We start from the raw sequence: 19,792 nt of genomic DNA, 5'->3' as shown, positions 1-19,792 counted from the left end.
CAGAAAAACCGTCAACACCCCCACAACACTTTTTTGACAGTTTTTTGAAAAAAATAATACAAACAAAAAGTTACAGAACAACCAGCAGATCCGGACAGGGTGCAGCCTCAGACCTCGGGGACCCTTCGACCCTAGAAATGCCCGCCGAACCACCCGTCCACCAGGTATTCCGCCAGGAACAGCAGGGCGAAGACCGCAAACAGCCGCCCCGTTTGCTGGGGCAACCAGCGGCGATCGCCGTCTTCCCGCCACACCGCCCGGGCCGCTGGCCAGGCCAGGGGAAGGGAGACGAGCTGGGGCCAGAAATACGGCACCAGTCCGCCCCACCACAGCAGCAGGCTGGACACGTAGATGGCCAGCAGCATGACAAAAAAGAGCAGGCGTGCCCGACGGGGACCGATGCGCACTGTAAGGGTGCGTAAGCCATTCCTGCGGTCCGCCTCCTGATCCCGGATCTCATTGCTCAGGAGCACCAGGGAGGTGAGGAGGCTGAAGGGGATGCTGATCAGGAGGATCTCCAGGGTCAGGGGTGCCCCCATGGCCAGGGCGGAACCGCCCACCAGCAACACCCCCATGAGCCAGAAGACCAGGACCACCCCCAGTCCTCGGCGTTTGTAGTGGATGGGCTCGGCGGAATAGTAATAGGCCCCCAGCAGCCCCACGACAACGAAGACCAGCAACAGCCAGCCCTGAACCCATACCAGCCCGAGCCCGATAAGGAAGGAGATGGCCAGGAAGAGAACCCCGATGCGGAAGTTCCGGCGGATGGCCCCCATGACCGCCTCCACCTGGATCCGATGCCCGGGATCGGCCGCGGCCCGCTCCTTCTCCAGCATGGGTAGATCGGCATGATCGTTGATCAGGTTCACAGCGGCCTGCAGGAGGATGCCGGTGGCGACAATGAGCAGGGCCAGCCAGGGACTCCCGTAGCCTGCCCTCAGGGCCAGGATCGTCCCCAGGCCGCAGGCGGCGATGGCCACGCTGAAGGTGAAGGGGCGCGTGGCCCGTATGAATCGGTATGCACTTCTGGGTTTCATGTCATGCCCCCTTGTCGTCTGCATCCCCGCCGGGCAGACCCTCAACCACCACCCCGGTACCGGTTCCTGCATGCAGGCGGGACGCTGCACTAGCACAGCGAATCGCCACCTCCACAAGGCCCATGGAATTCACATACCAGAACGGCTCCCCCGGTCGGGCCTCGCCAAAGACCCGGGCATAGGGTATGCGATGACCTTTGAGTCCGATTCGGGCCGAGGGTGGCATATCGCCGCCGGGGATACCGGTGACCAGGTTCCCGTAGGCGTCCACGTAGATGACTTCCCGGAGCGCAGGAGACCAGTCCCTCCCCACCAGGCTCGCCAGGGCAATGGGGTCCCCCGCCGGGTCCTCTCCCCGGGCGAGCCCGGCAGCCGCCGGGGCAAACAGATCCCGGCCATGGAAACTCACGGAGGGTGCCGTCTCGGGATAGGGGATCATCCAGGCACCAAGCAGCCCCTGGGCCCGGGCCGCGGGCATCATGAGCCCGTTATCCGGCCCCACCCACCAAGCCTTCGGGGTCTGCAGGATGATGGGGCGTCGCGCCGTCCCCACACCGGGATCCACCACACACAGAAATACCGTCCCTGCAGGGAAGGGCCCCACCAGGTGGGCCAGGAGGCAGGCGGCCGCCCGGGGATTCCAGGTCGGGGCGTCCTTTTGCAGATGCACCACCTGCACCTGCGGCGCCCGCATCCGCAAGACGGCTTCCATCTGCCCGATATAAGACCCCTGCCAACCAAAATCCGTGAAGGTAACGATCATGCCCATCTCCTGCCCCCCGGGTAGGCCAGCGGGATGCTGTAACGCAAGAAGCCGGCTTACGCCGGCTTCCTGTCCTGCTCTCGGATTGTGCGGAATCGGCCCACCCGGGGCACGTCCGCGGACGCCCTCAGGCGCTTTCCCCAACCTCGGCGGGATCGGGCCGATCCACCAGCTCCACATAGGCCATGGGGGCGTTGTCACCTTTACGGTACCCGCACTTGAGTATACGCAGATAACCGCCGGGACGTTGCTGGTAGCGCGGACCCAGTTCGGTGAACAGCTTGCCCACCACGGCATCATCCCGCAGGCGGGAGAAGGCCAGACGGCGGGTATGCACGCTGTCCTGCTTGGCCAGGGTGATCAGCGGCTCGGCCACCCGTCTCAGCTCCTTGGCCTTGGGTACGGTGGTGCGGATCACCTCATAGCGCAGCAGGGCCAGGGTCAGCGCCTGCATGGTCGCCTTGCGGTGCGAGCTGTTTCGGTTCAGTTGCCTACCCGACTTGCGGTGACGCATGGCTTCTCTATCCTTCAGTCAGATGCTTGGCTCCGGCGCTTCAGCCGGTGCTCTTTTTCTCGTGATCTTTCAGACCCGGCGGCGGCCAGTTCTCCAGCCGCATCCCCATGGATAGGCCATGGGAGGCCAGCACGTCCTTGATCTCCGTGAGGGACTTCTTACCGAGGTTCGGGGTCTTGAGCAGCTCCACCTCGGTCTTCTGGATCAGGTCGCCGATGTAATAGATGTTTTCCGCCTTCAGGCAGTTGGCCGACCGCACGGTCAGCTCCAGGTCGTCCACAGGGCGCAGCAGGATGGGATCGATATCCATCGGCTTGCTCTCCTGGGTGACCGTCTCGTCGCCACGCAACTCCACAAAGGCCATGAGCTGGCTCTGCAGGATCCCCGCCGCCTCACGGATGGCATCATCCGGGCTCAGGGTCCCGTTGGTCTCCAGCTCGATGATCAGCCGGTCCATATCGGTGCGCTGCTCCACACGGGCGCTTTCCACCTTGTAGGCCACCCTGCGGATGGGGCTGAAGCTGGCATCCAGGAGCAGCCGGCCGATGGGGGAGTCTTCACTTTCCGCGGGACGACGCGCCGTCACCGGCTGATACCCCCGTCCGCGACCCACCTTCAGGGTCATGTTGAGTTCGCCGCTTTTGGTGAGATGGGCGATCTCATGCTCGGGATTCACCACCTCCACGTCATGGTCCAGGGTGATATCCCCGGCCGTGACCACACCGGGACCGCGCTTGCGCAGGGTCAGGGTGGCTTCATCCCGGCTGTGCATACGGATGGCCACGCCCTTGAGGTTCAGGAGCACGTCCACCACGTCTTCCTGGACGCCTTCCATGGTGGTGTATTCATGGAGCACACCCTCGATCTCCACTTCCAGCACGGCCGCCCCCGGGATGGAGGACAGCAGGATGCGCCGCAGCGCATTGCCGAGGGTGTGGCCGAAGCCCCGCTCCAGCGGCTCCAGGACGATCTTCGACAGCTTGTCGGAGACCGTCTGCACCTCGATATGCCGAGGCTTCAGGAGTTCGTTGACCTTGGTCTGCATGAACGACCTCTGTTACGGGTTACTTGGAGTAGAGCTCGACCACCAGGGATTCATTGATATCCGCCGGCAGATCGCTACGCTCGGGGACAGTCTTGAACACCCCTTCCATCTTCTTGCTGTCCACTTCCACCCACTCCGGAAAGCCATACTGCTCGGCCAGGGCCAGGGCATCCTGGATGCGCACCTGCTTGCGGGCCTTCTCCCGGATGGAGACCACATCGGTGGCCTTCACCTGGTAAGAAGGAATGTTGACCGTACGGCCATTCACCAGCACCGCCTTGTGACTCACCAACTGACGCGCCTCGGCGCGGGTGGTGGCAAAGCCCATGCGGTAGACCACATTATCCAGGCGGCATTCCAGCAGCTTGAGCAGGTTGTCCCCGGTGGAGCCCTTCAGCCGGCTGGCTTCCTTGTAGTAGTTACGGAACTGCTTCTCCAGGACCCCATAGATGCGACGCAGCTTCTGCTTTTCGCGCAGCTGCAGGCCGTAATCCGACAACCGGGTACGGCGGTCGCCATGCTGACCGGGGGCCTTGTCCAGCTTGCACTTGGTATCCAGGGCGCGGACGCGGCTCTTCAGGGAAAGATCCGCACCTTCGCGGCGACTGAGCTTGCACTTCGGACCGATGTAACGTGCCATAAGAAGATCCTCCAGTCTTAGACGCGGCGCTTCTTGGGCGGGCGGCAGCCATTGTGCGGAATGGGCGTGACATCACTGATGTTCGTGATCTTGTAGCCCACGTTGTTCAAGGCGCGCACCGCCGATTCGCGTCCGGGACCCGGACCCTTCACCAGCACCTCGAGATTCTTCAGCCCGTACTCCTGGGCGGCCGTACCGGCCCGCTCGGCCGCCACCTGGGCCGCAAACGGCGTGCTCTTGCGGGAACCGCGGAAACCGGACCCACCAGCCGTTGCCCAGCTCAGGGTATTCCCCTGGCGGTCGGTGATGGTCACGATGGTGTTGTTGAACGACGCATAGACATGCGCCACCCCGTCGGATACGGACTTCTTGACCTTCTTACGGGTCCGCGTGGAGGCCTGTGCCATAGGTATGTCCTGTCGATCTCGATATTACTTGCGGATGGGTCGACGCGGCCCCTTGCGGGTGCGCGCATTCGTGCGGGTACGCTGGCCACGAAGCGGGAGACCGCGGCGGTGCCGCAGACCCCGGTAGCAGCCCAGGTCCATCAGGCGCTTGATGTTCATGGACGTCTCCCGGCGAAGATCCCCCTCCACCGTGTACCGCCCCACCTCGGCGCGCAGCTTCTCCACCTCTTCCTCGGTCAGGTCGCGGACCTTCTGCTCCGGCCGGATCCCGGACGCGTCGCAGATCTTCTGCGCACGGGTGTGACCGATGCCGTAGATCGCCTGCAAGGCGATGACCGCATGCTTATGGTCGGGAATGTTGACACCTGCTACACGAGCCATCCAGCTATCTCCAAGAACCGGCGGAAAAGCCGGCTATTTTAACCATTGAACACCGTCAAATCAATGCTCAGCCCTGGCGCTGCTTGTGACGCGGGTCGGAGCAGATCACACGCACCACGCCGTTGCGGCGGATGATCTTGCAGTGACGGCAGATTTTCTTCACGGACGCACGTACTTTCATGTCTCTATCCTCAGGTTGAACGGCTCAGCGCGGCGTGCCCGACTTGCCATATCCCTTGAGATTGGCCTTGCGCATCAGGCCCTCGTACTGATGGGAGACCAGGTGCGCCTGCAGTTGGGCCATGAAATCCATCACCACGATCACCATGATCAGCAGGGAGGCACCGCCGAAGTAGAACGGCACGTTCCAGTACAGGATCAGGAACTCGGGCATCAGGCAGACCCCGGCGATGTAGATGGCGCCCACTCCGGTCAGACGCGTCATCACCCCGTCGATGTAACGCTCGGTCTGCAGACCGGGACGGATTCCGGGGATGAAGGCTCCGGACTTCTTCAGGTTCTCCGCCGTCTCCCGGGCATTGAACACCAGGGCGGTATAGAAGAAGCAGAAGAAGATGATGGCCGCGCCATACATCATCACGTACAAAGGCTGCCCCGGACCCAGGGCCGTGGCCAGATCCTGCAGCCAGCCCACCCCCTCGGCCTGACCGAACCAGGTCCCCAGGGTCGCCGGGAACAGGATGATGCTGGAGGCGAAGATGGGGGGGATCACCCCGGCCATGTTCAGTTTCAGCGGCAGATGGCTGCTCTGCCCCCCGTAGATCTTCCGGCCCACCTGGCGCTTGGCATAGTTCACCGTGATGCGCCGCTGGCCGCGTTCCACGAACACCACCAGCCCCACCACGGCCAGCCCCATGGCCATGAGCAGGATGACGAAGGCCGGCGACAGCTCCCCGGTGCTGGCCAGTTCCAGGGTGCCTGCGAAGGCGCCCGGAAGCCCGGCCACGATACCGGCGAAGATGATGATGGAGATGCCGTTACCGATGCCCCGCTCGGTGACCTGCTCCCCCAGCCACATCAGAAATACCGTACCCGTCACCAGGGTGACCACCGTGGTGAAGATGAAACCCAGCCCTGGATAGAGGGCCACGGTATCCCCGCCCATGGTCTGCTGGTTCAGGGCCACGGCGATACCGATGCTCTGAAAGAAGGCCAGGGCCACCGTGCCGTAGCGCGTCCACTGGGTGATCTTGCGCCGCCCGGCCTCTCCTTCCTTCTTGATCTGCTGCAGGGCCGGCACCGTGGCCGCCAAAAGCTGCATGACGATGGAGGCCGAGATGTAGGGCATGACCCCCAGGGCGAACATGGACAGGCGTTCCAGGGCCCCGCCGGAGAACATGTTGAACATGTCCAGGATGGTGCCCGACTGGGCCTGATAGAACTGTTCCAGGGCCTGGGGATCGATCCCCGGCACCGGGATGAAGGTCCCGATGCGATAGACCACCAGGGCCATCAGCACGAACAGGAGGCGCTGGCGAAGTTCGGTGAACTTCCCCACGCCCCCCATGGACATGCCCCCTGCGCGATTGGATGCAGCCACTTATTCCTCGACCTTCCCGCCGGCCGCCTCGATGGCGGCGCGGGCCCCCTTGGTCACCGAAACGCCCTTCAGAGTCACCGCCTCCTCCAGTGCGCCGGAGGCAATCACCTTGGCCCGCTTGGCCTGGATCGGAACGATGCCGGCCTCCTTCAGGGCCGCCAGATCCACGATCCCTTCCAGACCGGCCAGTTCGTGCAGGCGCACCTCAGCGCACCAGTCCCGGCTGCGGGAAGTGAAGCCGCTCTTGGGCAGACGGCGCTGAAGGGGCATCTGCCCGCCTTCGAAGCCCACCTTGGTGTAGCCACCGGAACGGGATTTCTGACCCTTGTGCCCCCGGCCACCGGTCTTGCCCAGACCGGAGCCGATGCCCCGGCCCACGCGGCGCGCGGTGGGACGGCTGCCCTCACCCGGGCTCAGTTCGTTGAGTCTCATCTCAAGCCTCCTCGACCTTCAGGAGATAGGAGACCCGGTTGATCATGCCCCGGTTCTCCGGCGTATCTTTGACCGTCACCGTCTGGTGGATCCGGCGGATGCCGAGACCGCGCAGACAGGCCGCATGCTTCTTCAGCCGGCCGTGCTTGCTGCGCACCAGGGTCACCTTCAGTTCGTTCTCGCCCGCCATGACTTACCCCGTGATCTCGTCCAGTTTCTTGCCGCGCTTGGCGGCGATCTGTTCCGGGTCATGCAGGGAGGTCAACCCGTTGAGGGTCGCCCGCACCACGTTGCCGGCATTACGCGATCCGACACACTTGGCCAGCACGTTACGCACACCGGCCACCTCAAAGACGGCGCGCATGGCACCGCCGGCGATGATGCCCGTACCTTCGGAGGCGGGCTGCATGAAGACCTTCGCGGCGCCGTGGCGTGCGGTGGTGGAATAGTAGAGCGTGCCGTCCTTCAGGGCGATCCTGCGCATGTTCTTGCGCGCCGCCTCCATGGCCTTCTGGATGGCCAGGGGCACCTCGCGGGCCTTGCCGTAGCCAAAGCCCACCTTGCCATTGCCGTCTCCCACCACCGTCAGGGCGGTGAAGCGGAACTGGCGACCGCCCTTGACCACTTTGGCCACACGGTTGACGGAGATCAGCTTTTCCTGCAGGCCGTCGTTATCGTTCGAGTTCACAGTTGCCATTGCATCACCCCCGTCAAAATTCCAGACCGCCTTCGCGAGCGGCCTCGGCCAGCGCCTTCACGCGGCCGTGATACCTGAATCCCGAACGGTCGAAGGCCACCTTCCGGATCCCCTTCTCGGCGGCCCGTTCGGCGATGAGACGGCCCACGGTGGTGGCCGCCTCCACATTCCCCGTGGACTTCAGGCCCTCCCGTACGGAGGCCTCCAGGGTGGAGGCGCAGGCCACCACCTCGGATCCCGAGGGGGCGATGATCTGGGCATACACATGCCGGGGCGTGCGATGCACGCACAGGCGGTGGCTCCCCAGCTCGCGGATCTTGTGGCGGGCACGGCTGGCGCGCCGGAGTCGTGCTGTCTTTTTGTCCATCGCGGTCACCTTGCCTTATTTCTTCTTGGCTTCCTTACGGATGATCTGTTCATCCGCATACCGCACACCCTTACCCTTGTAGGGTTCGGGGGGGCGGAAGCCCCTGATCTCCGCCGCCACCTGGCCGACCTTCTGCTTGTCGATCCCCTTGACGACGATCTCGGTCTGGCTCGGTGTCTCCACGGTGATGCCCTCGGGCACCGGATACTCCACGGGGTGGGACAGCCCCAGGGTGAGGTTGAGCTTGTTGCCCTGGGCCTGGGCACGGTAGCCCACGCCCACCAGCTCCAGCTTGCGCTCGAAGCCGCGGCTCACACCCACCACCATATTGTTCACCAGGGCGCGCAGCGTCCCGGTGATGGCGTAGTGCTTCTCGTTGCCGCCAGCGGGTTGGAAGCGGACAACGCCTTCTTCCTGTGCCACCTCGACAAGGGGGTGCTTGGGAAACTGCATGTTCCCCTTGGGCCCCTTCACGGAGATCATTTCATCGCTGATCGTCACATCGACACCGCTGGGCAGTGTGATGGGGTTTTTCGCTACTCGGGACATGGCTTCAATCCGATTAGGAGACGACGCAGAGCACTTCACCGCCCTGGCCCTGGGCTCGCGCCTGGCGATCGGTCATCACCCCGCGGGAGGTGGACACCACGGCAACCCCCAGGCCGCCGATCACCTGAGGCAGTTCATCCTTGCCCCGGTAGATGCGCAGGCCGGGCCGGCTCACCCGCTGGATCTTCTCGATCACGGGCTGGCCCTGGAAGTACTTCAGCTTCACCGTCATGACGGGTTTTTTGTCCTGCTCCTCGACCCTCACCTCGCTGACATAGCCCTCTTCCTTGAGGACCTGGGCGATGGCCACCTTCAGCTTGGAGGCGGGCAGGCTCACTTCGTTCTTGGCAGCGCGCTGGCCGTTGCGGATGCGGGTCAGCAGGTCTGCCACGGGATCGGTCATGCTCATATCAGGTCTTTCCCTCTTACCAGCTCGACTTGACCAGACCGGGCACATCGCCCCGCATGGCCGCTTCGCGCAACTTGTTGCGAGCCAGGCCGAATTTCCGGTAGTACCCGTGGGGACGACCCGTCAGCCGGCAACGGTTGCGCTGCCGCGCCGGGCTGGAATCCCGCGGCAGCTTCTGTAGCTGGACCACCGCCTCCATCCGCGCCTCGGGGGAAGTCTCCGGGTTACTGATGAGCGCCTTGAGCTCGGCGCGCTTGGCGGCATACCGCTTCACCAGGCGCTCGCGCTTCTTTTCACGCTCCATCATGGAAATCTTGGCCATGCTCTCGAACCTCTCAGTGCTTGAACGGGAATTGGAAGGCCTCCAGGAGCGCCCGCCCTTCCTCATCGGTCTTGGCCGTGGTGGTGATGGTGATGTCCATCCCACGCAGCGCGTCGATCTTGTCGTAGTCCACTTCCGGGAAGATGATCTGCTCGCGGATACCCATGTTGTAGTTACCACGGCCATCGAAGGCCTTGGCATTCAGGCCGCGAAAGTCACGCACCCGCGGCAGGGCCACGTTCACCAGGCGATCCAGGAATTCAAACATGCGCTCCCGGCGCAGGGTCACCTTGCAGCCGATGGGATAGCCGTCCCGGATCTTGAAGCCGGCGATGGACTTACGTGCACGGGTCACCACGGGCTTCTGGCCGGCGATGGTGGCCATGTCGGACACGGCGTGCTCGATCTTCTTCTTGTCAGCGACCGCCTCACCCAGCCCCATATTCAGCGTGATCTTGGTGATGCGGGGCACTTCCATCACGTTCTTGTAGCCGAAGCGCTCCATGAGCTGCTTGACGACGGTGTCTTCGTAGTGTGCTTTCAACCTGGCCATCGCATTTCACCTCAAGACGCGTCGACGACTTCGTTGTTGGACTTGTAGTAGCGCACCTTGCGACCGTCCTCCAACGTGCGGAAACCGACGCGATCCCCCTTGCCACTGGCCGGGTTGTACAGCATCACGTTGGACACGTGCAGGGGCATCTCCTTCTCGATGATGCCGCCCTCCACGCCGGTGTAGGGGTTGCCCTTCTGGTGTTTTTTCACCATGTTGACGTTCTGCACCACCACCCGCTCGGCATCCACCACCTTCAGCACGGTTCCGCGGCGGTCCTTGTCCTTACCGGCGATGACGACCACGTCATCACCCTGTCGTATTCTGCGCATGTCTCTACCTCAGCCTCTCGCGTTACAGCACTTCCGGCGCCAGGGAAATGATCTTCATGAACTTCTCGCCGCGCAGTTCGCGCGTAACGGGTCCGAAGATGCGCGTCCCGATGGGCTGCAGCTGATTGTTGAGCAGAACGGCCGCGTTACGATCGAACCGGATCACCGAGCCGTCGGGGCGCCGGACCCCCTTGGCGGTGCGCACGACCACGGCGTTGTAGACCTCGCCCTTCTTCACCTTGCCCCGGGGGATGGCGTCCTTGACGCTCACCTTGACGATATCCCCGATGGCCGCGTAGCGACGGTGCGATCCGCCAAGCACCTTGATGCACTGGACCTTGCGCGCCCCGCTGTTGTCCGCCGCATCCAAAACCGTCTGCATCTGAATCATGATCTGATCTCACTCGTGTCAGTGGTGGCCTGGCCGGATCTCATTCAGGCGCGCGCTCAAGGACCTTCAGCAGGCGGAAGGTCTTCGTGCGGGACATAGGGCGGCATTCCTTGATCAGGACCTTGTCGCCCTTACGGGACTCGTTGCCCTCGTCATGCACGTGCAGCTTGGTGGAGCGGCGCATGTACTTGCCATAGAGCGGATGGCGCACGCGACGCTCGATCAGCACCGTGCGCGTCTTTTCCATCTTGTCGCTGATGACATGGCCCGTCACCGCCCGCTGTTCTTTCACTTCTTGTTCGCTCATGACTTTACTCGCCCGCCCTTGAACGCTCGTTGAGCACGGTCTTGATACGCGCAATGTCCTTGCGGACCTTGCCGAACCGGTCGGGGCGCGGCATCTGGCCCGTGCCGTTCTGCATGCGCATCTTGAACTGTTCCCGGTAGAGCTCCAGCAGCTCCGCCTTCAGTTCCTCGGAATTCCGGTCGCGCAGTTCGCTCGCCTTCATCACATCACCTGCCGGGTCACAAATGCGGTCTTGATGGGCAGCTTGGCGGCCGCCAGGCGGAAGGCCTCACGGGCCACCTCCTCGCTCACGCCTTCCATCTCATAGAGGACGCGACCGGGCTGGATCTTGCACACCCAGTACTCCACGTTCCCCTTACCCTTACCCATGCGCACTTCCACGGGCTTCTTGGTCACAGGCACATCCGGAAACACCCGGATCCAGATCTTGCCCCCACGCTTGATATGCCGGTTCATGGCACGGCGTGCGGCCTCGATCTGGCGGGCGGTGACCCGTCCGCGATCCACGGACTGCAGGGCGAATTCACCGAAGCTCACCTTATTGCCGGACTGGGCCAGGCCACGGTTCCGCCCCTTGGACTGCTTTCGGAATTTGGTCTTCTTGGGCTGCAGCATCATTCAACTCCTCAATTCACCGCGGCCTTGCCGTCCTGCGGGGCATCGGTCTTGCGCTCGAAGTCGAACACCTCACCCTTGAACACCCACACCTTCACACCGATGATGCCGTAGGTGGTGCGGGCCTCGGCAAACCCGTAGTCGATATCGGCGCGCAGGGTGTGCAGGGGCACGCGGCCCTCGCGGTACCATTCGCTGCGCGCGATCTCGGCGCCGTTCAGGCGACCGGAGACATGCACCTTCACCCCCTGGGCGCCCAGGCGCATGGCATTGCCCACGGCCCGTTTCATGGCACGGCGGAACATGATGCGCCGCTCCAGCTGCTGGGCGATGTTCTCGGCCACCAGCTGGGCATCGGTCTCCGGCTTGCGGATCTCCTCGATGTTGATCTTCACGCTGGGGGCCGGAAGGCCGAGCCGGCCCGCCACCTCACGGCGCAGCGCCTCGATATCCTCACCCTTCTTGCCGATGACGATGCCGGGGCGCGCCGTGTGGATGGTGATGAAGGCCTGGCGTGCCGGACGCGCGATCTCGATGCGGCTCACCGAGGCCTGGGAGAGCTTGCGCTTCAGGAACCGGCGAAGTTCAAGATCACTGTGCAGGTTGTCGGCATAGCTGCCACCATCGGCATACCAGGTGGATGTCCAGTCTGCGGACACCCCCAGACGGAAGCCGACCGGATTGACTTTCTGACCCATCTCAGACCCCTGTGTTACTCGGCGCTGACGGCGACGGTAATGTGGCTTGTACGTTTGTTGATGCGGTTCGCGCGGCCCTTGGCCCGGGCCTCGATGCGCTTGAGCACCGGCCCCTGGTCCACACAGATGCGCGACACCCGCAGCTCGTCCACGTCGGCGCCGTCATTGTGCTCGGCGTTGGCGATGGCCGATTCCAGGACCTTCCGCACCATGTGCGCGGATTTCTTCGGGCTGAACGTCAACACCTGCAGGGCGCGCTCCACCGGGAGACCCCGCACCTGATCCGCCACCAGGCGGCATTTTTGTGGCGACACCCGTGCGAACCGCAGTTTTGCGACGGTTTCCATGATCGACCCCTTACCTTGCCTTCTTGTCGGCCACGTGGCCCTTGAAGGTCCGCGTCACCGCGAACTCGCCGAGCTTGTGGCCCACCATGTTTTCATTCACCAGCACGGGCACGTGCTGCCGCCCGTTGTGCACCGCGATGGTCAGACCCACCATCTGCGGGATCACCATGGACCGGCGCGACCAGGTCTTGATGGGACGCCGATCGTTGTTGGCGGCCGCCTGCTCGACCTTCTTGTACAGGTGATGATCGACAAAAGGACCTTTTTTAAGCGAACGCGGCACTGACCTATCCCCTCAAACAGTTACTTCGCTTTCCGACGGCGCACAATCATGCTGTCCGTCCGCTTGTTCTTGCGGGTCTTGTATCCCTTGGTGGGGATACCCCACGGCGTCACCGGATGCTGGCCGAAGTTGCGGCCCTCACCGCCCCCATGGGGATGATCCACCGGGTTCATGGCCGTGCCGCGTACCGTCGGCCGGACCCCCAGCCAACGCCGGGCCCCCGCCTTGCCGTACTTGCGCAGGCTGTGCTCGGAGTTACTCACCTCGCCCACCGTGGCGCGGCAGTCCGCGTGCACCTTGCGCATCTCACCGGAGCGCAGCCGCAGGGTGGCGTACTGCCCTTCCCGGGCCACCAGTTGCACCGAGGCGCCAGCGCTGCGGGCGATCTGCGCCCCCTTGCCTGCCTTCAGCTCCACGCAGTGGACCACGGTCCCCACCGGGATGTTGCGCAGCGGCAGGGCGTTGCCCGGACGGATCGGGGCATGCTGACCGGAAAGGATCTCGGCGCCCGCCTTCACCCCCTTGGGGGCGATGATGTAGCGGCGCTCACCGTCCCGGTAGAGCACCAGCGCCAGGTGGGCGCTGCGGTTCGGATCATACTCCAGACGCTCCACGCGCCCCGGGATGTCGTCCTTGTTGCGCTTGAAATCGACGATGCGGTAGCGCTGCTTGTGACCACCCCCCACGTGACGGGTGGTGATCCGACCCTGATTATTCCGACCCCCGGTGCGGTTCTTTTTGGCCAGCAGCGGACCGTAGGGCTCGCCCTTGTGCAGATCGGGGTTCACACCCCGGACCACAAAGCGGCGGCCCGCGGAAGTGGGTTTCGATTTGACGATCGCCATTTCGCGTTACCTTTCCGGTTACTCGTTGCCGGCCAGTTCGATGTCGTAACCCGGCTCGAGGGTCACGTAGGCCTTTCTCCAATGATTACGGCGACCCTGGAAACGCCCCATGCGCTTGCTTTTGCCTTTCTGATTCAGGACACGCACGGAGGCCACCTTCACCTCAAAGAGCTTCTCCACGGCGGCGCGCACCTCGTCCCGGGTCGCATCGGTGGCCACCTTGAACACGTGCTGGTTGGCCGCATCCCCGAGCAGGGTCGCCTTTTCGGAGACATGGGGCCCCTTGAGCACCTTCAGCAGTCTTTCCTCGTTCATGACAACCACCCTTCAATATGCTTCAGCGCAGGCACCGTCATCAGCACCCGCTCCGCGCCCACCAGCGCCACCGGATTGATCTCCGTGATCTCCAGGACATCCACACCGGGGAGATTGCGCGCCGAGAGGTAGAGATTGGCATCGGCCTCGGCGGTGACAATGGTCACCCGCTCCAGACCCAGCTCTGACAGCTTGGCCGTCAGCGCCTTGGTGCGCGGCTCGGCCACGCGGAATTCATCCACCAACACCAGGCGCTCCTGACGCACCAGCTCCGAGAGGATGCTGGCCATGGCGGCCCGGTACATCTTCTTGTTCAGCTTCTGCTGGTAGCTGCGCGTCGCGGAGGGGAAGACCTTGCCACCTCCACGCCACAAGGGGCTGCGGATGGTGCCGGCGCGGGCGCGCCCGGTACCCTTCTGCCGCCAGGGCTTGGCACCGCCGCCGCGCACCTCGCTACGCCCCTTCTGGGCGGAGGTGCCGGCGCGGCCTGCGGCCATGTGCGCCACCACCGCCTGGTGCACCAGCGCCTCGTTGAAGTCCCGGGCGAAGGTGCCCTCGGAGACCTCGACCTCCTGCTGCGTGTCTTGAACCTGGAGCTTCATGAGACTCAACCTTTCGCCTTGACTGAGGGGCGCACCACCACGTCACCCCCGGTGGAACCCGGGACCGCACCACGGATCAGGAGCAGGTTGCGCTCGGCGTCCACCCGAACCACCTCCAGGTTCTGGGTGGTGCAGCGCTCGTTGCCCATCTGGCCGGCCATCTTCTTGCCCTTGAGGACGCGCCCCGGGGTCTGGTTCTGACCGATGGAACCGGGGGCACGGTGGGCCAGGGAGTTGCCATGGGTGGCGTCCTGCGTGCTGAAGTTGTGGCGCTTGACCACACCCTGAAAGCCCTTACCCTTGCTGGTGCCGGTGACGTCCACCCGCTGACCGGCGGCAAACAGGCTCACATCCAGCTGCGCACCGGCCTCGATATCCGCGCCTTCCTCACCGTCCAGGCGGAACTCCCACATACCGCGCCCCGGCTCCACACCGGCCTTGGCCAGATGCCCGGCCATAGGCCGGCTGACGCGGCTCGCCTTGCGGGTACCGAAGGTCACCTGCAGACCACGGTAGCCGTCGCGCTCCGGAGTCTTCACCTGGGTGACCCGGTTCGGCTCCACTTCAATCACTGATACCGGCAGGGACACCCCGTCTTCTGTGAAGACACGGGTCATGCCCACCTTGCGACCGACCAGTCCGATTGCCATGACACTACCTCTGCTTCCACCCCGGACCCCGGAGCATCGAAGGATTATTCTCTCGTTCTGAAAATCACGGCCCGGTACAAGTCAACCCTGTACCGGGCCATGGAAAGCCCACAATTATGCCACAGGAAGACGGCTTAGTTAAGCTTTATTTGCACATCCACGCCCGCGGCCAGATCCAGCTTCATCAGGGCGTCCACGGTCTTGTCCGTGGGATCCATGATGTCCATGAGGCGCTTGTGGGTGCGGATCTCGTACTGATCCCGCGCGTCCTTGTTGACGTGGGGCGAGATGAGCACGGTGAACCGCTCCTGCTTCGTGGGCAGGGGGATGGGACCCTTCACCCGGGCCCCCGTGCGTTTGGCGGTCTCGACGATCTCCAGGGCGGAGCGGTCGATGAGCCGGTGATCGAACGCCTTCAGGCGGATACGGATTCTCTGGTTGGCAGGCATGGGCGCTTACTCGATGATCTTGGAGACGACGCCGGCACCGACGGTGCGGCCGCCTTCGCGGATGGCGAAGCGCAGACCGTCTTCCATCGCGATGGGGGCGATCAGGGACACCGTCATCTTCACGTTGTCACCCGGCATCACCATCTCCACCCCTTCCGGAAGATCCACCGATCCGGTCACGTCCGTCGTGCGGAAATAGAACTGCGGACGGTAGCCGTTGAAGAACGGGGTGTGGCGACCCCCTTCGTCCTTCGACAGCACATACACCTCCGCCTCGAACTTGGTGTGGGGCGTGATGGAACCGGGCTTGCACAGCACCTGCCCACGCTCCACCTCGTCCCGCTTCGTACCACGCAGCAGCACGCCCACGTTGTCCCCGGCCTGACCTTCGTCCAGCAGCTTGCGGAACATCTCCACACCGGTCACCGTGGTCTTCTTGGTGTCGGTGATGCCAACGATCTCCACTTCGTCGCCCACCTTGACGATGCCGCGCTCCACACGCCCGGTCACCACCGTGCCGCGACCGGAAATGGAGAACACGTCCTCCACCGGCATCAGGAAGGCCCCATCCACCGCACGCTCCGGCTCGGGGATGTAGCTGTCCAGGGCTTCCATCAGCTTCTCGATGGCCGGCACACCGATCTCGGAGGTGTCCCCCTCCAGGGCCTTCAGCGCGGAACCCGTGACAATGGGGGTGTCATCCCCGGGGAAGTCGTAGCTGGACAGCAGGTCACGAACCTCCATCTCCACCAGCTCCAGCAGCTCCGGATCGTCCACCATGTCCGCCTTGTTCAGGAACACCACAATGCTCGGCACACCCACCTGGCGCGCCAGCAGGATGTGCTCCCGCGTCTGCGGCATCGGGCCGTCCGCAGCGGACACCACCAGGATGGCTCCGTCCATCTGCGCCGCACCCGTGATCATGTTCTTCACATAGTCCGCGTGTCCGGGGCAGTCCACGTGGGCATAGTGACGATTGTCCGATTCGTATTCCACGTGCGCCGTGGCAATGGTGATCCCGCGGGCACGCTCTTCCGGGGCGTTGTCAATCTGGTCGTAACCCCGGGATTCCCCGCCGTACTTCTTCGCCTGGCACACCGTCAGCGCCGCCGTCAGCGTGGTCTTGCCATGGTCCACGTGACCAATCGTGCCTACGTTCACGTGCGGCTTCTTACGCTCGAATTTTTCCTTCGACACCTTGCTCTACCCCTTCAATCTCGTTCAATGCTTCTGGAGCCGGGAAAGCGGCCCCGATCAGGACGCCTTCTTGATGATCGCTTCCGCCACGCTGGACGGTGCCTCCGCGTACTTGCAGAACTCCATGGAGTACACGGCACGTCCCTGGGTGGCCGAGCGCAGGTCGGTGGAGTATCCGAACATCTCCGCCAGCGGCACCTCGGCCCGGACCACCTTGCCGGCGGGGGCATCATCCATGCCCTGCACCAGACCGCGGCGGCGGTTCAGATCGCCCATGACATCCCCCATGTACTCCTCGGGGGTCACCACCTCCACCTTCATGATGGGTTCCAGCAGGACCGCGCCCGCCTTAGGTGCCCCTTCCTTGAAGGCCATGGAGCCGGCGATCTTGAAGGCGGCCTCGGAGGAGTCCACATCGTGGTAGGAGCCGTCGAAGAGGGTGACCTTGAAATCCACCACGGGGAAGCCGGCGATGACCCCGTTCTGGGCCGCCTCCTGGATCCCCTTATCCACGGCCGGGACGTATTCCCGGGGCACCACACCACCGACGATGGCATTGACGAACTCATAGCCGGAACCCGGCTCCAGCGGCTCGATGCGCAGCCAGACGTGGCCGTACTGACCGCGGCCACCGGACTGGCGCACGAACTTGCCTTCCTGTTCCACCGTCTTGCGCACGGTCTCACGATAGGCCACCTGGGGCTGCCCCACATTGGCCTCCACCTTGAACTCGCGCTTGAGGCGGTCGACGATGATATCCAGGTGCAGCTCCCCCATGCCGGAGATGATGGTCTGCCCGGATTCTTCGTCAGTGCGCACCTGGAAGGAGGGGTCCTCCTGGGCCAGCTTGCCCAGGGCCACGCCCATCTTCTCCTGGTCGGTCTTGGTCTTGGGCTCCACCGCCACGGAGATCACCGGATCCGGGAACTCCATGCGCTCCAGGGTGATCACGTTGTTGGGATCACACAGGGTATCCCCGGTGGTCACGTCCTTCAGACCCACGGCGGCGGCGATGTCACCGGCGCGCACCTCCTTGATCTCCTCGCGGGAGTTGGAGTGCATCTGCACGATGCGGCCAACCCGCTCACGCTTACCCTTGACCGGATTGAACATCGTGTCACCGGACTTCACCACACCGGAATAGACCCGGAAGAAGGTGAGGGTACCCACGAACGGGTCCGTGGCGATCTTGAAGGCCAGGGCGGCGAAGGGCTCATCATCGGAGGAGTGCCGCAGGGCCTCCGTCTCGTTGGCGTCGTCCAGGTTGCCCTTGATGGCCAGCACATCCGTCGGCGACGGCATGTACTCCACCACGGCATCCAGCATGGCCTGCACACCCTTGTTCTTGAAGGCGGAACCACACAGGGCCGGGACGATCTCGTTGCTCAGGGTGCGCGCACGCAGCCCCTGCTTGATCTCCTCAGTGGTCAGCTCACCGCTGTCCAGGTACTTCTCCATGAGCTCTTCCGAGGACTCGGCGGCAGCCTCCACCAGATGCTCGCGCCACTGCTCGCAGTCGGCCTGCATCTCGGCGGGGATATCCTTCTCCTGGAAGCTCATGCCGAAGTTGTCCGCATCCCAGTAGATGGCCTTCATCTTGATAAGGTCCACCACCCCCTCGAACTGATCCTCGGCACCGATGGGCAGCTGCAACGGCACCGGATTGGCCGCCAGCCGGGTCTTGATCTGCTCCACCACGCGCAGGAAGTTGGCACCGGCCCGGTCCATCTTGTTGACGAAGGCCATGCGCGGCACCTGGTACTTGTTGGCCTGACGCCACACGGTCTCGGACTGGGGCTCCACGCCGCCCACGGCACAGAAGACGGCGCAGGCGCCGTCCAGGACCCTCAGGCTGCGCTCCACCTCGATGGTGAAGTCCACGTGCCCGGGGGTGTCGATGATATTGATGCGATGCTCGGGGAACTGTTTTTCCATCCCCGGCCAGAAGCAGGTGGTGGCGGCGGAGGTGATGGTGATGCCGCGCTCCTGCTCCTGCTCCATCCAGTCCATGGTCGCGGCGCCGTCGTGCACCTCACCGAGCTTGTGGGACACACCGGTGTAGAACAGGATCCGCTCCGTGGTGGTGGTCTTGCCGGCGTCGATGTGCGCCATGATCCCGATGTTACGGTAGCGCTCGATGGGTGTTTTGCGTGCCACTTTAAAGATACCTCAGAGAATCAATTGCCTTTGGGGCCCAATCACCAGCGGTAGTGGGAGAAGGCCTTGTTGGCTTCCGCCATGCGGTGGGTGTCTTCGCGCTTCTTCACAGCAGAGCCCTTGCTGTCGGCGGCATCCATGAGCTCACCCGCCAGCTTCAGGGCCATGGACTTCTCCCCCCGCTTGCGGGAGGCGTCCACCAGCCAGCGCATGGCCAGCGCGTTCTGACGCACGGAACGCACCTCCACCGGCACCTGGTAGGTGGCACCGCCCACACGGCGGGACTTCACCTCCACGCGGGGACGCACATTCTCCAGCGCCTGCTCGAGCACACCCAGACCGTCCCCCTTCTTGGCTTCGATCTGGTCGAGCGCACCGTAGATGACCCGCTCGGCCACAGACTTCTTGCCGTCGCGCATCACGGTGTTAATGAACTTGGCGAGCATCTCGCTCTTGTACTTGGGATCCGGCAGGATCGTACGCTTGGGAGCTTCGGATCTTCTCGACATGGTCTTATCTCAACAAGCCCTTAGGCCTTCTTGGGGCGCTTCGCGCCGTACTTGGAGCGCGCCTGCTTGCGGTTTTGCACACCCTGGGTGTCCAGGCTGCCGCGAACCGTATGATAGCGCACACCCGGAAGGTCCTTGACTCGACCGCCACGGATGAGCACCACCGAGTGTTCCTGAAGGTTGTGCCCTTCCCCACCGATGTAGCTGGAGACTTCGTAACCGTTGGTCAGGCGCACGCGCGCCACCTTACGCAGGGCCGAGTTCGGCTTCTTCGGCGTGGTGGTGTACACACGGGTGCAGACACCACGCTTCTGCGGGCAGGCTTCCAGTGCCGGCACGTTGCTCTTTTCGCTCGGGCGCTTGCGCGGCTTGCGCACTAACTGGTTGATTGTTGCCATGAAAGCTTTTCTCCTAGCCC

At 63.7% G+C, this 19,792-nt stretch carries 34 protein-coding genes; all 34 read right to left on the bottom strand.

The genetic code is table 11. The features are described 5' to 3' along the window. Window positions 1-131 precede the first annotated feature (131 nt). Window positions 132-1,037 carry a prenyltransferase gene (locus CKO33_RS04440; RefSeq protein ID WP_200179676.1) on the bottom strand — a complete coding sequence of 302 codons (906 nt, stop codon included), beginning with the start codon at window positions 1,035-1,037 and terminating at the stop codon, window positions 132-134. A gap of 1 nt (window position 1,038) precedes the next feature. Beyond that, on the bottom strand, window positions 1,039-1,800 hold the full coding sequence (locus CKO33_RS04435) for an SAM hydrolase/SAM-dependent halogenase family protein (protein ID WP_200179674.1): 762 nt from the start codon (window positions 1,798-1,800) through the stop codon (window positions 1,039-1,041). A gap of 127 nt (window positions 1,801-1,927) precedes the next feature. After that, a complete protein-coding gene (rplQ, locus tag CKO33_RS04430) occupies window positions 1,928-2,314 on the bottom strand; it encodes a 50S ribosomal protein L17 (RefSeq protein WP_200179673.1) in 387 nt (128 codons plus the stop codon). Window positions 2,315-2,354: 40 nt separating this feature from the next. Further along, window positions 2,355-3,359 (bottom strand): DNA-directed RNA polymerase subunit alpha, encoded by a 1,005-nt coding sequence (locus CKO33_RS04425; RefSeq protein ID WP_200179671.1) that lies wholly within the window; start codon window positions 3,357-3,359, stop codon window positions 2,355-2,357. Between the two features lie 19 nt (window positions 3,360-3,378). Beyond that, window positions 3,379-3,999 (bottom strand): 30S ribosomal protein S4, encoded by a 621-nt coding sequence (gene rpsD / locus CKO33_RS04420; RefSeq protein ID WP_200179669.1) that lies wholly within the window; start codon window positions 3,997-3,999, stop codon window positions 3,379-3,381. Window positions 4,000-4,016: 17 nt separating this feature from the next. After that, window positions 4,017-4,406, bottom strand: coding sequence for a 30S ribosomal protein S11 (rpsK, locus tag CKO33_RS04415; RefSeq protein ID WP_090485157.1), 390 nt, complete (start codon window positions 4,404-4,406; stop codon window positions 4,017-4,019). 24 nt (window positions 4,407-4,430) lie between these two features. Beyond that, complete coding sequence (gene rpsM / locus CKO33_RS04410) at window positions 4,431-4,787, bottom strand: 30S ribosomal protein S13 (RefSeq protein WP_200179662.1); 357 nt, start codon at window positions 4,785-4,787, stop codon at window positions 4,431-4,433. Window positions 4,788-4,854: 67 nt separating this feature from the next. Continuing rightward, entirely contained in the window at window positions 4,855-4,968 is a 114-nt protein-coding gene (rpmJ, locus tag CKO33_RS04405; RefSeq protein WP_090485153.1) for a 50S ribosomal protein L36, read from the bottom strand. A 24-nt stretch (window positions 4,969-4,992) separates the two neighbouring features. Then, window positions 4,993-6,321: a preprotein translocase subunit SecY gene (gene secY, locus CKO33_RS04400; RefSeq protein WP_200179701.1), complete on the bottom strand. Its 1,329-nt coding sequence runs from the start codon at window positions 6,319-6,321 to the stop codon at window positions 4,993-4,995. A gap of 27 nt (window positions 6,322-6,348) precedes the next feature. Continuing rightward, complete coding sequence (gene rplO, locus CKO33_RS04395; RefSeq protein WP_200179660.1) at window positions 6,349-6,780, bottom strand: 50S ribosomal protein L15; 432 nt, start codon at window positions 6,778-6,780, stop codon at window positions 6,349-6,351. A 1-nt stretch (window position 6,781) separates the two neighbouring features. After that, window positions 6,782-6,970: a 50S ribosomal protein L30 gene (rpmD, locus tag CKO33_RS04390; protein WP_090485147.1), complete on the bottom strand. Its 189-nt coding sequence runs from the start codon at window positions 6,968-6,970 to the stop codon at window positions 6,782-6,784. Window positions 6,971-6,973: 3 nt separating this feature from the next. After that, entirely contained in the window at window positions 6,974-7,477 is a 504-nt protein-coding gene (rpsE, locus tag CKO33_RS04385; RefSeq protein ID WP_200179657.1) for a 30S ribosomal protein S5, read from the bottom strand. A 13-nt stretch (window positions 7,478-7,490) separates the two neighbouring features. Further along, window positions 7,491-7,844: a 50S ribosomal protein L18 gene (gene rplR / locus CKO33_RS04380; protein ID WP_200179655.1), complete on the bottom strand. Its 354-nt coding sequence runs from the start codon at window positions 7,842-7,844 to the stop codon at window positions 7,491-7,493. A gap of 15 nt (window positions 7,845-7,859) precedes the next feature. Further along, window positions 7,860-8,393 (bottom strand): 50S ribosomal protein L6, encoded by a 534-nt coding sequence (gene rplF, locus CKO33_RS04375; RefSeq protein ID WP_200179653.1) that lies wholly within the window; start codon window positions 8,391-8,393, stop codon window positions 7,860-7,862. A 13-nt stretch (window positions 8,394-8,406) separates the two neighbouring features. Continuing rightward, window positions 8,407-8,802, bottom strand: a complete 396-nt coding sequence (rpsH, locus tag CKO33_RS04370) for a 30S ribosomal protein S8 (protein WP_200179652.1) — start codon at window positions 8,800-8,802, stop codon at window positions 8,407-8,409. Between the two features lie 16 nt (window positions 8,803-8,818). Further along, on the bottom strand, window positions 8,819-9,124 hold the full coding sequence (rpsN, locus tag CKO33_RS04365; RefSeq protein ID WP_200179650.1) for a 30S ribosomal protein S14: 306 nt from the start codon (window positions 9,122-9,124) through the stop codon (window positions 8,819-8,821). A 13-nt stretch (window positions 9,125-9,137) separates the two neighbouring features. Next, on the bottom strand, window positions 9,138-9,677 hold the full coding sequence (gene rplE, locus CKO33_RS04360; protein ID WP_200179643.1) for a 50S ribosomal protein L5: 540 nt from the start codon (window positions 9,675-9,677) through the stop codon (window positions 9,138-9,140). An 11-nt stretch (window positions 9,678-9,688) separates the two neighbouring features. Then, on the bottom strand, window positions 9,689-10,009 hold the full coding sequence (gene rplX, locus CKO33_RS04355) for a 50S ribosomal protein L24 (protein WP_200179641.1): 321 nt from the start codon (window positions 10,007-10,009) through the stop codon (window positions 9,689-9,691). Window positions 10,010-10,031: 22 nt separating this feature from the next. Next, window positions 10,032-10,400, bottom strand: coding sequence for a 50S ribosomal protein L14 (gene rplN, locus CKO33_RS04350; protein WP_090485132.1), 369 nt, complete (start codon window positions 10,398-10,400; stop codon window positions 10,032-10,034). A 40-nt stretch (window positions 10,401-10,440) separates the two neighbouring features. Beyond that, a complete protein-coding gene (gene rpsQ, locus CKO33_RS04345) occupies window positions 10,441-10,707 on the bottom strand; it encodes a 30S ribosomal protein S17 (protein WP_090485130.1) in 267 nt (88 codons plus the stop codon). Window positions 10,708-10,711: 4 nt separating this feature from the next. Next, window positions 10,712-10,909, bottom strand: a complete 198-nt coding sequence (gene rpmC, locus CKO33_RS04340) for a 50S ribosomal protein L29 (RefSeq protein ID WP_090485128.1) — start codon at window positions 10,907-10,909, stop codon at window positions 10,712-10,714. Beyond that, window positions 10,909-11,322 carry a 50S ribosomal protein L16 gene (gene rplP, locus CKO33_RS04335; protein WP_200179699.1) on the bottom strand — a complete coding sequence of 138 codons (414 nt, stop codon included), beginning with the start codon at window positions 11,320-11,322 and terminating at the stop codon, window positions 10,909-10,911. Before rplP ends, rpmC begins: the two co-directional genes overlap by 1 nt. A gap of 11 nt (window positions 11,323-11,333) precedes the next feature. After that, complete coding sequence (gene rpsC / locus CKO33_RS04330) at window positions 11,334-12,020, bottom strand: 30S ribosomal protein S3 (protein WP_200179639.1); 687 nt, start codon at window positions 12,018-12,020, stop codon at window positions 11,334-11,336. Between the two features lie 14 nt (window positions 12,021-12,034). Then, on the bottom strand, window positions 12,035-12,367 hold the full coding sequence (gene rplV / locus CKO33_RS04325) for a 50S ribosomal protein L22 (protein WP_200179637.1): 333 nt from the start codon (window positions 12,365-12,367) through the stop codon (window positions 12,035-12,037). A 10-nt stretch (window positions 12,368-12,377) separates the two neighbouring features. Next, window positions 12,378-12,650 carry a 30S ribosomal protein S19 gene (rpsS, locus tag CKO33_RS04320; protein ID WP_090485120.1) on the bottom strand — a complete coding sequence of 91 codons (273 nt, stop codon included), beginning with the start codon at window positions 12,648-12,650 and terminating at the stop codon, window positions 12,378-12,380. Between the two features lie 20 nt (window positions 12,651-12,670). Beyond that, window positions 12,671-13,495, bottom strand: coding sequence for a 50S ribosomal protein L2 (rplB, locus tag CKO33_RS04315; RefSeq protein ID WP_200179630.1), 825 nt, complete (start codon window positions 13,493-13,495; stop codon window positions 12,671-12,673). A gap of 18 nt (window positions 13,496-13,513) precedes the next feature. Further along, on the bottom strand, window positions 13,514-13,810 hold the full coding sequence (gene rplW, locus CKO33_RS04310) for a 50S ribosomal protein L23 (RefSeq protein ID WP_200179629.1): 297 nt from the start codon (window positions 13,808-13,810) through the stop codon (window positions 13,514-13,516). Beyond that, window positions 13,807-14,412, bottom strand: a complete 606-nt coding sequence (gene rplD / locus CKO33_RS04305) for a 50S ribosomal protein L4 (protein ID WP_200179627.1) — start codon at window positions 14,410-14,412, stop codon at window positions 13,807-13,809. The genes rplW and rplD overlap by 4 nt, the downstream gene beginning before the upstream one ends. 5 nt (window positions 14,413-14,417) lie before the next feature. Next, the gene (rplC, locus tag CKO33_RS04300; RefSeq protein WP_200179625.1) at window positions 14,418-15,062 is read right to left on the bottom strand and encodes a 50S ribosomal protein L3; all 645 of its coding nucleotides are present in this window, start codon (window positions 15,060-15,062) and stop codon (window positions 14,418-14,420) included. Window positions 15,063-15,196: 134 nt separating this feature from the next. Beyond that, complete coding sequence (gene rpsJ, locus CKO33_RS04295) at window positions 15,197-15,511, bottom strand: 30S ribosomal protein S10 (RefSeq protein WP_090485110.1); 315 nt, start codon at window positions 15,509-15,511, stop codon at window positions 15,197-15,199. A gap of 6 nt (window positions 15,512-15,517) precedes the next feature. Continuing rightward, window positions 15,518-16,708, bottom strand: coding sequence for an elongation factor Tu (tuf, locus tag CKO33_RS04290; RefSeq protein ID WP_200179600.1), 1,191 nt, complete (start codon window positions 16,706-16,708; stop codon window positions 15,518-15,520). Window positions 16,709-16,765: 57 nt separating this feature from the next. Continuing rightward, window positions 16,766-18,865, bottom strand: coding sequence for an elongation factor G (fusA, locus tag CKO33_RS04285; RefSeq protein ID WP_200179623.1), 2,100 nt, complete (start codon window positions 18,863-18,865; stop codon window positions 16,766-16,768). A gap of 41 nt (window positions 18,866-18,906) precedes the next feature. Further along, a complete protein-coding gene (rpsG, locus tag CKO33_RS04280; protein ID WP_200179621.1) occupies window positions 18,907-19,374 on the bottom strand; it encodes a 30S ribosomal protein S7 in 468 nt (155 codons plus the stop codon). A 20-nt stretch (window positions 19,375-19,394) separates the two neighbouring features. After that, window positions 19,395-19,772, bottom strand: coding sequence for a 30S ribosomal protein S12 (gene rpsL, locus CKO33_RS04275; RefSeq protein WP_200179614.1), 378 nt, complete (start codon window positions 19,770-19,772; stop codon window positions 19,395-19,397). Between the last annotated feature and the right edge of the window lie 20 nt (window positions 19,773-19,792).

The sequence above is a fragment of the Ectothiorhodospira mobilis genome (assembly GCF_016584115.1).
In the GTDB taxonomy this organism is placed as follows: domain Bacteria; phylum Pseudomonadota; class Gammaproteobacteria; order Ectothiorhodospirales; family Ectothiorhodospiraceae; genus Ectothiorhodospira; species Ectothiorhodospira mobilis.
This window is presented reverse-complemented; position numbering and strand designations above follow the sequence as displayed.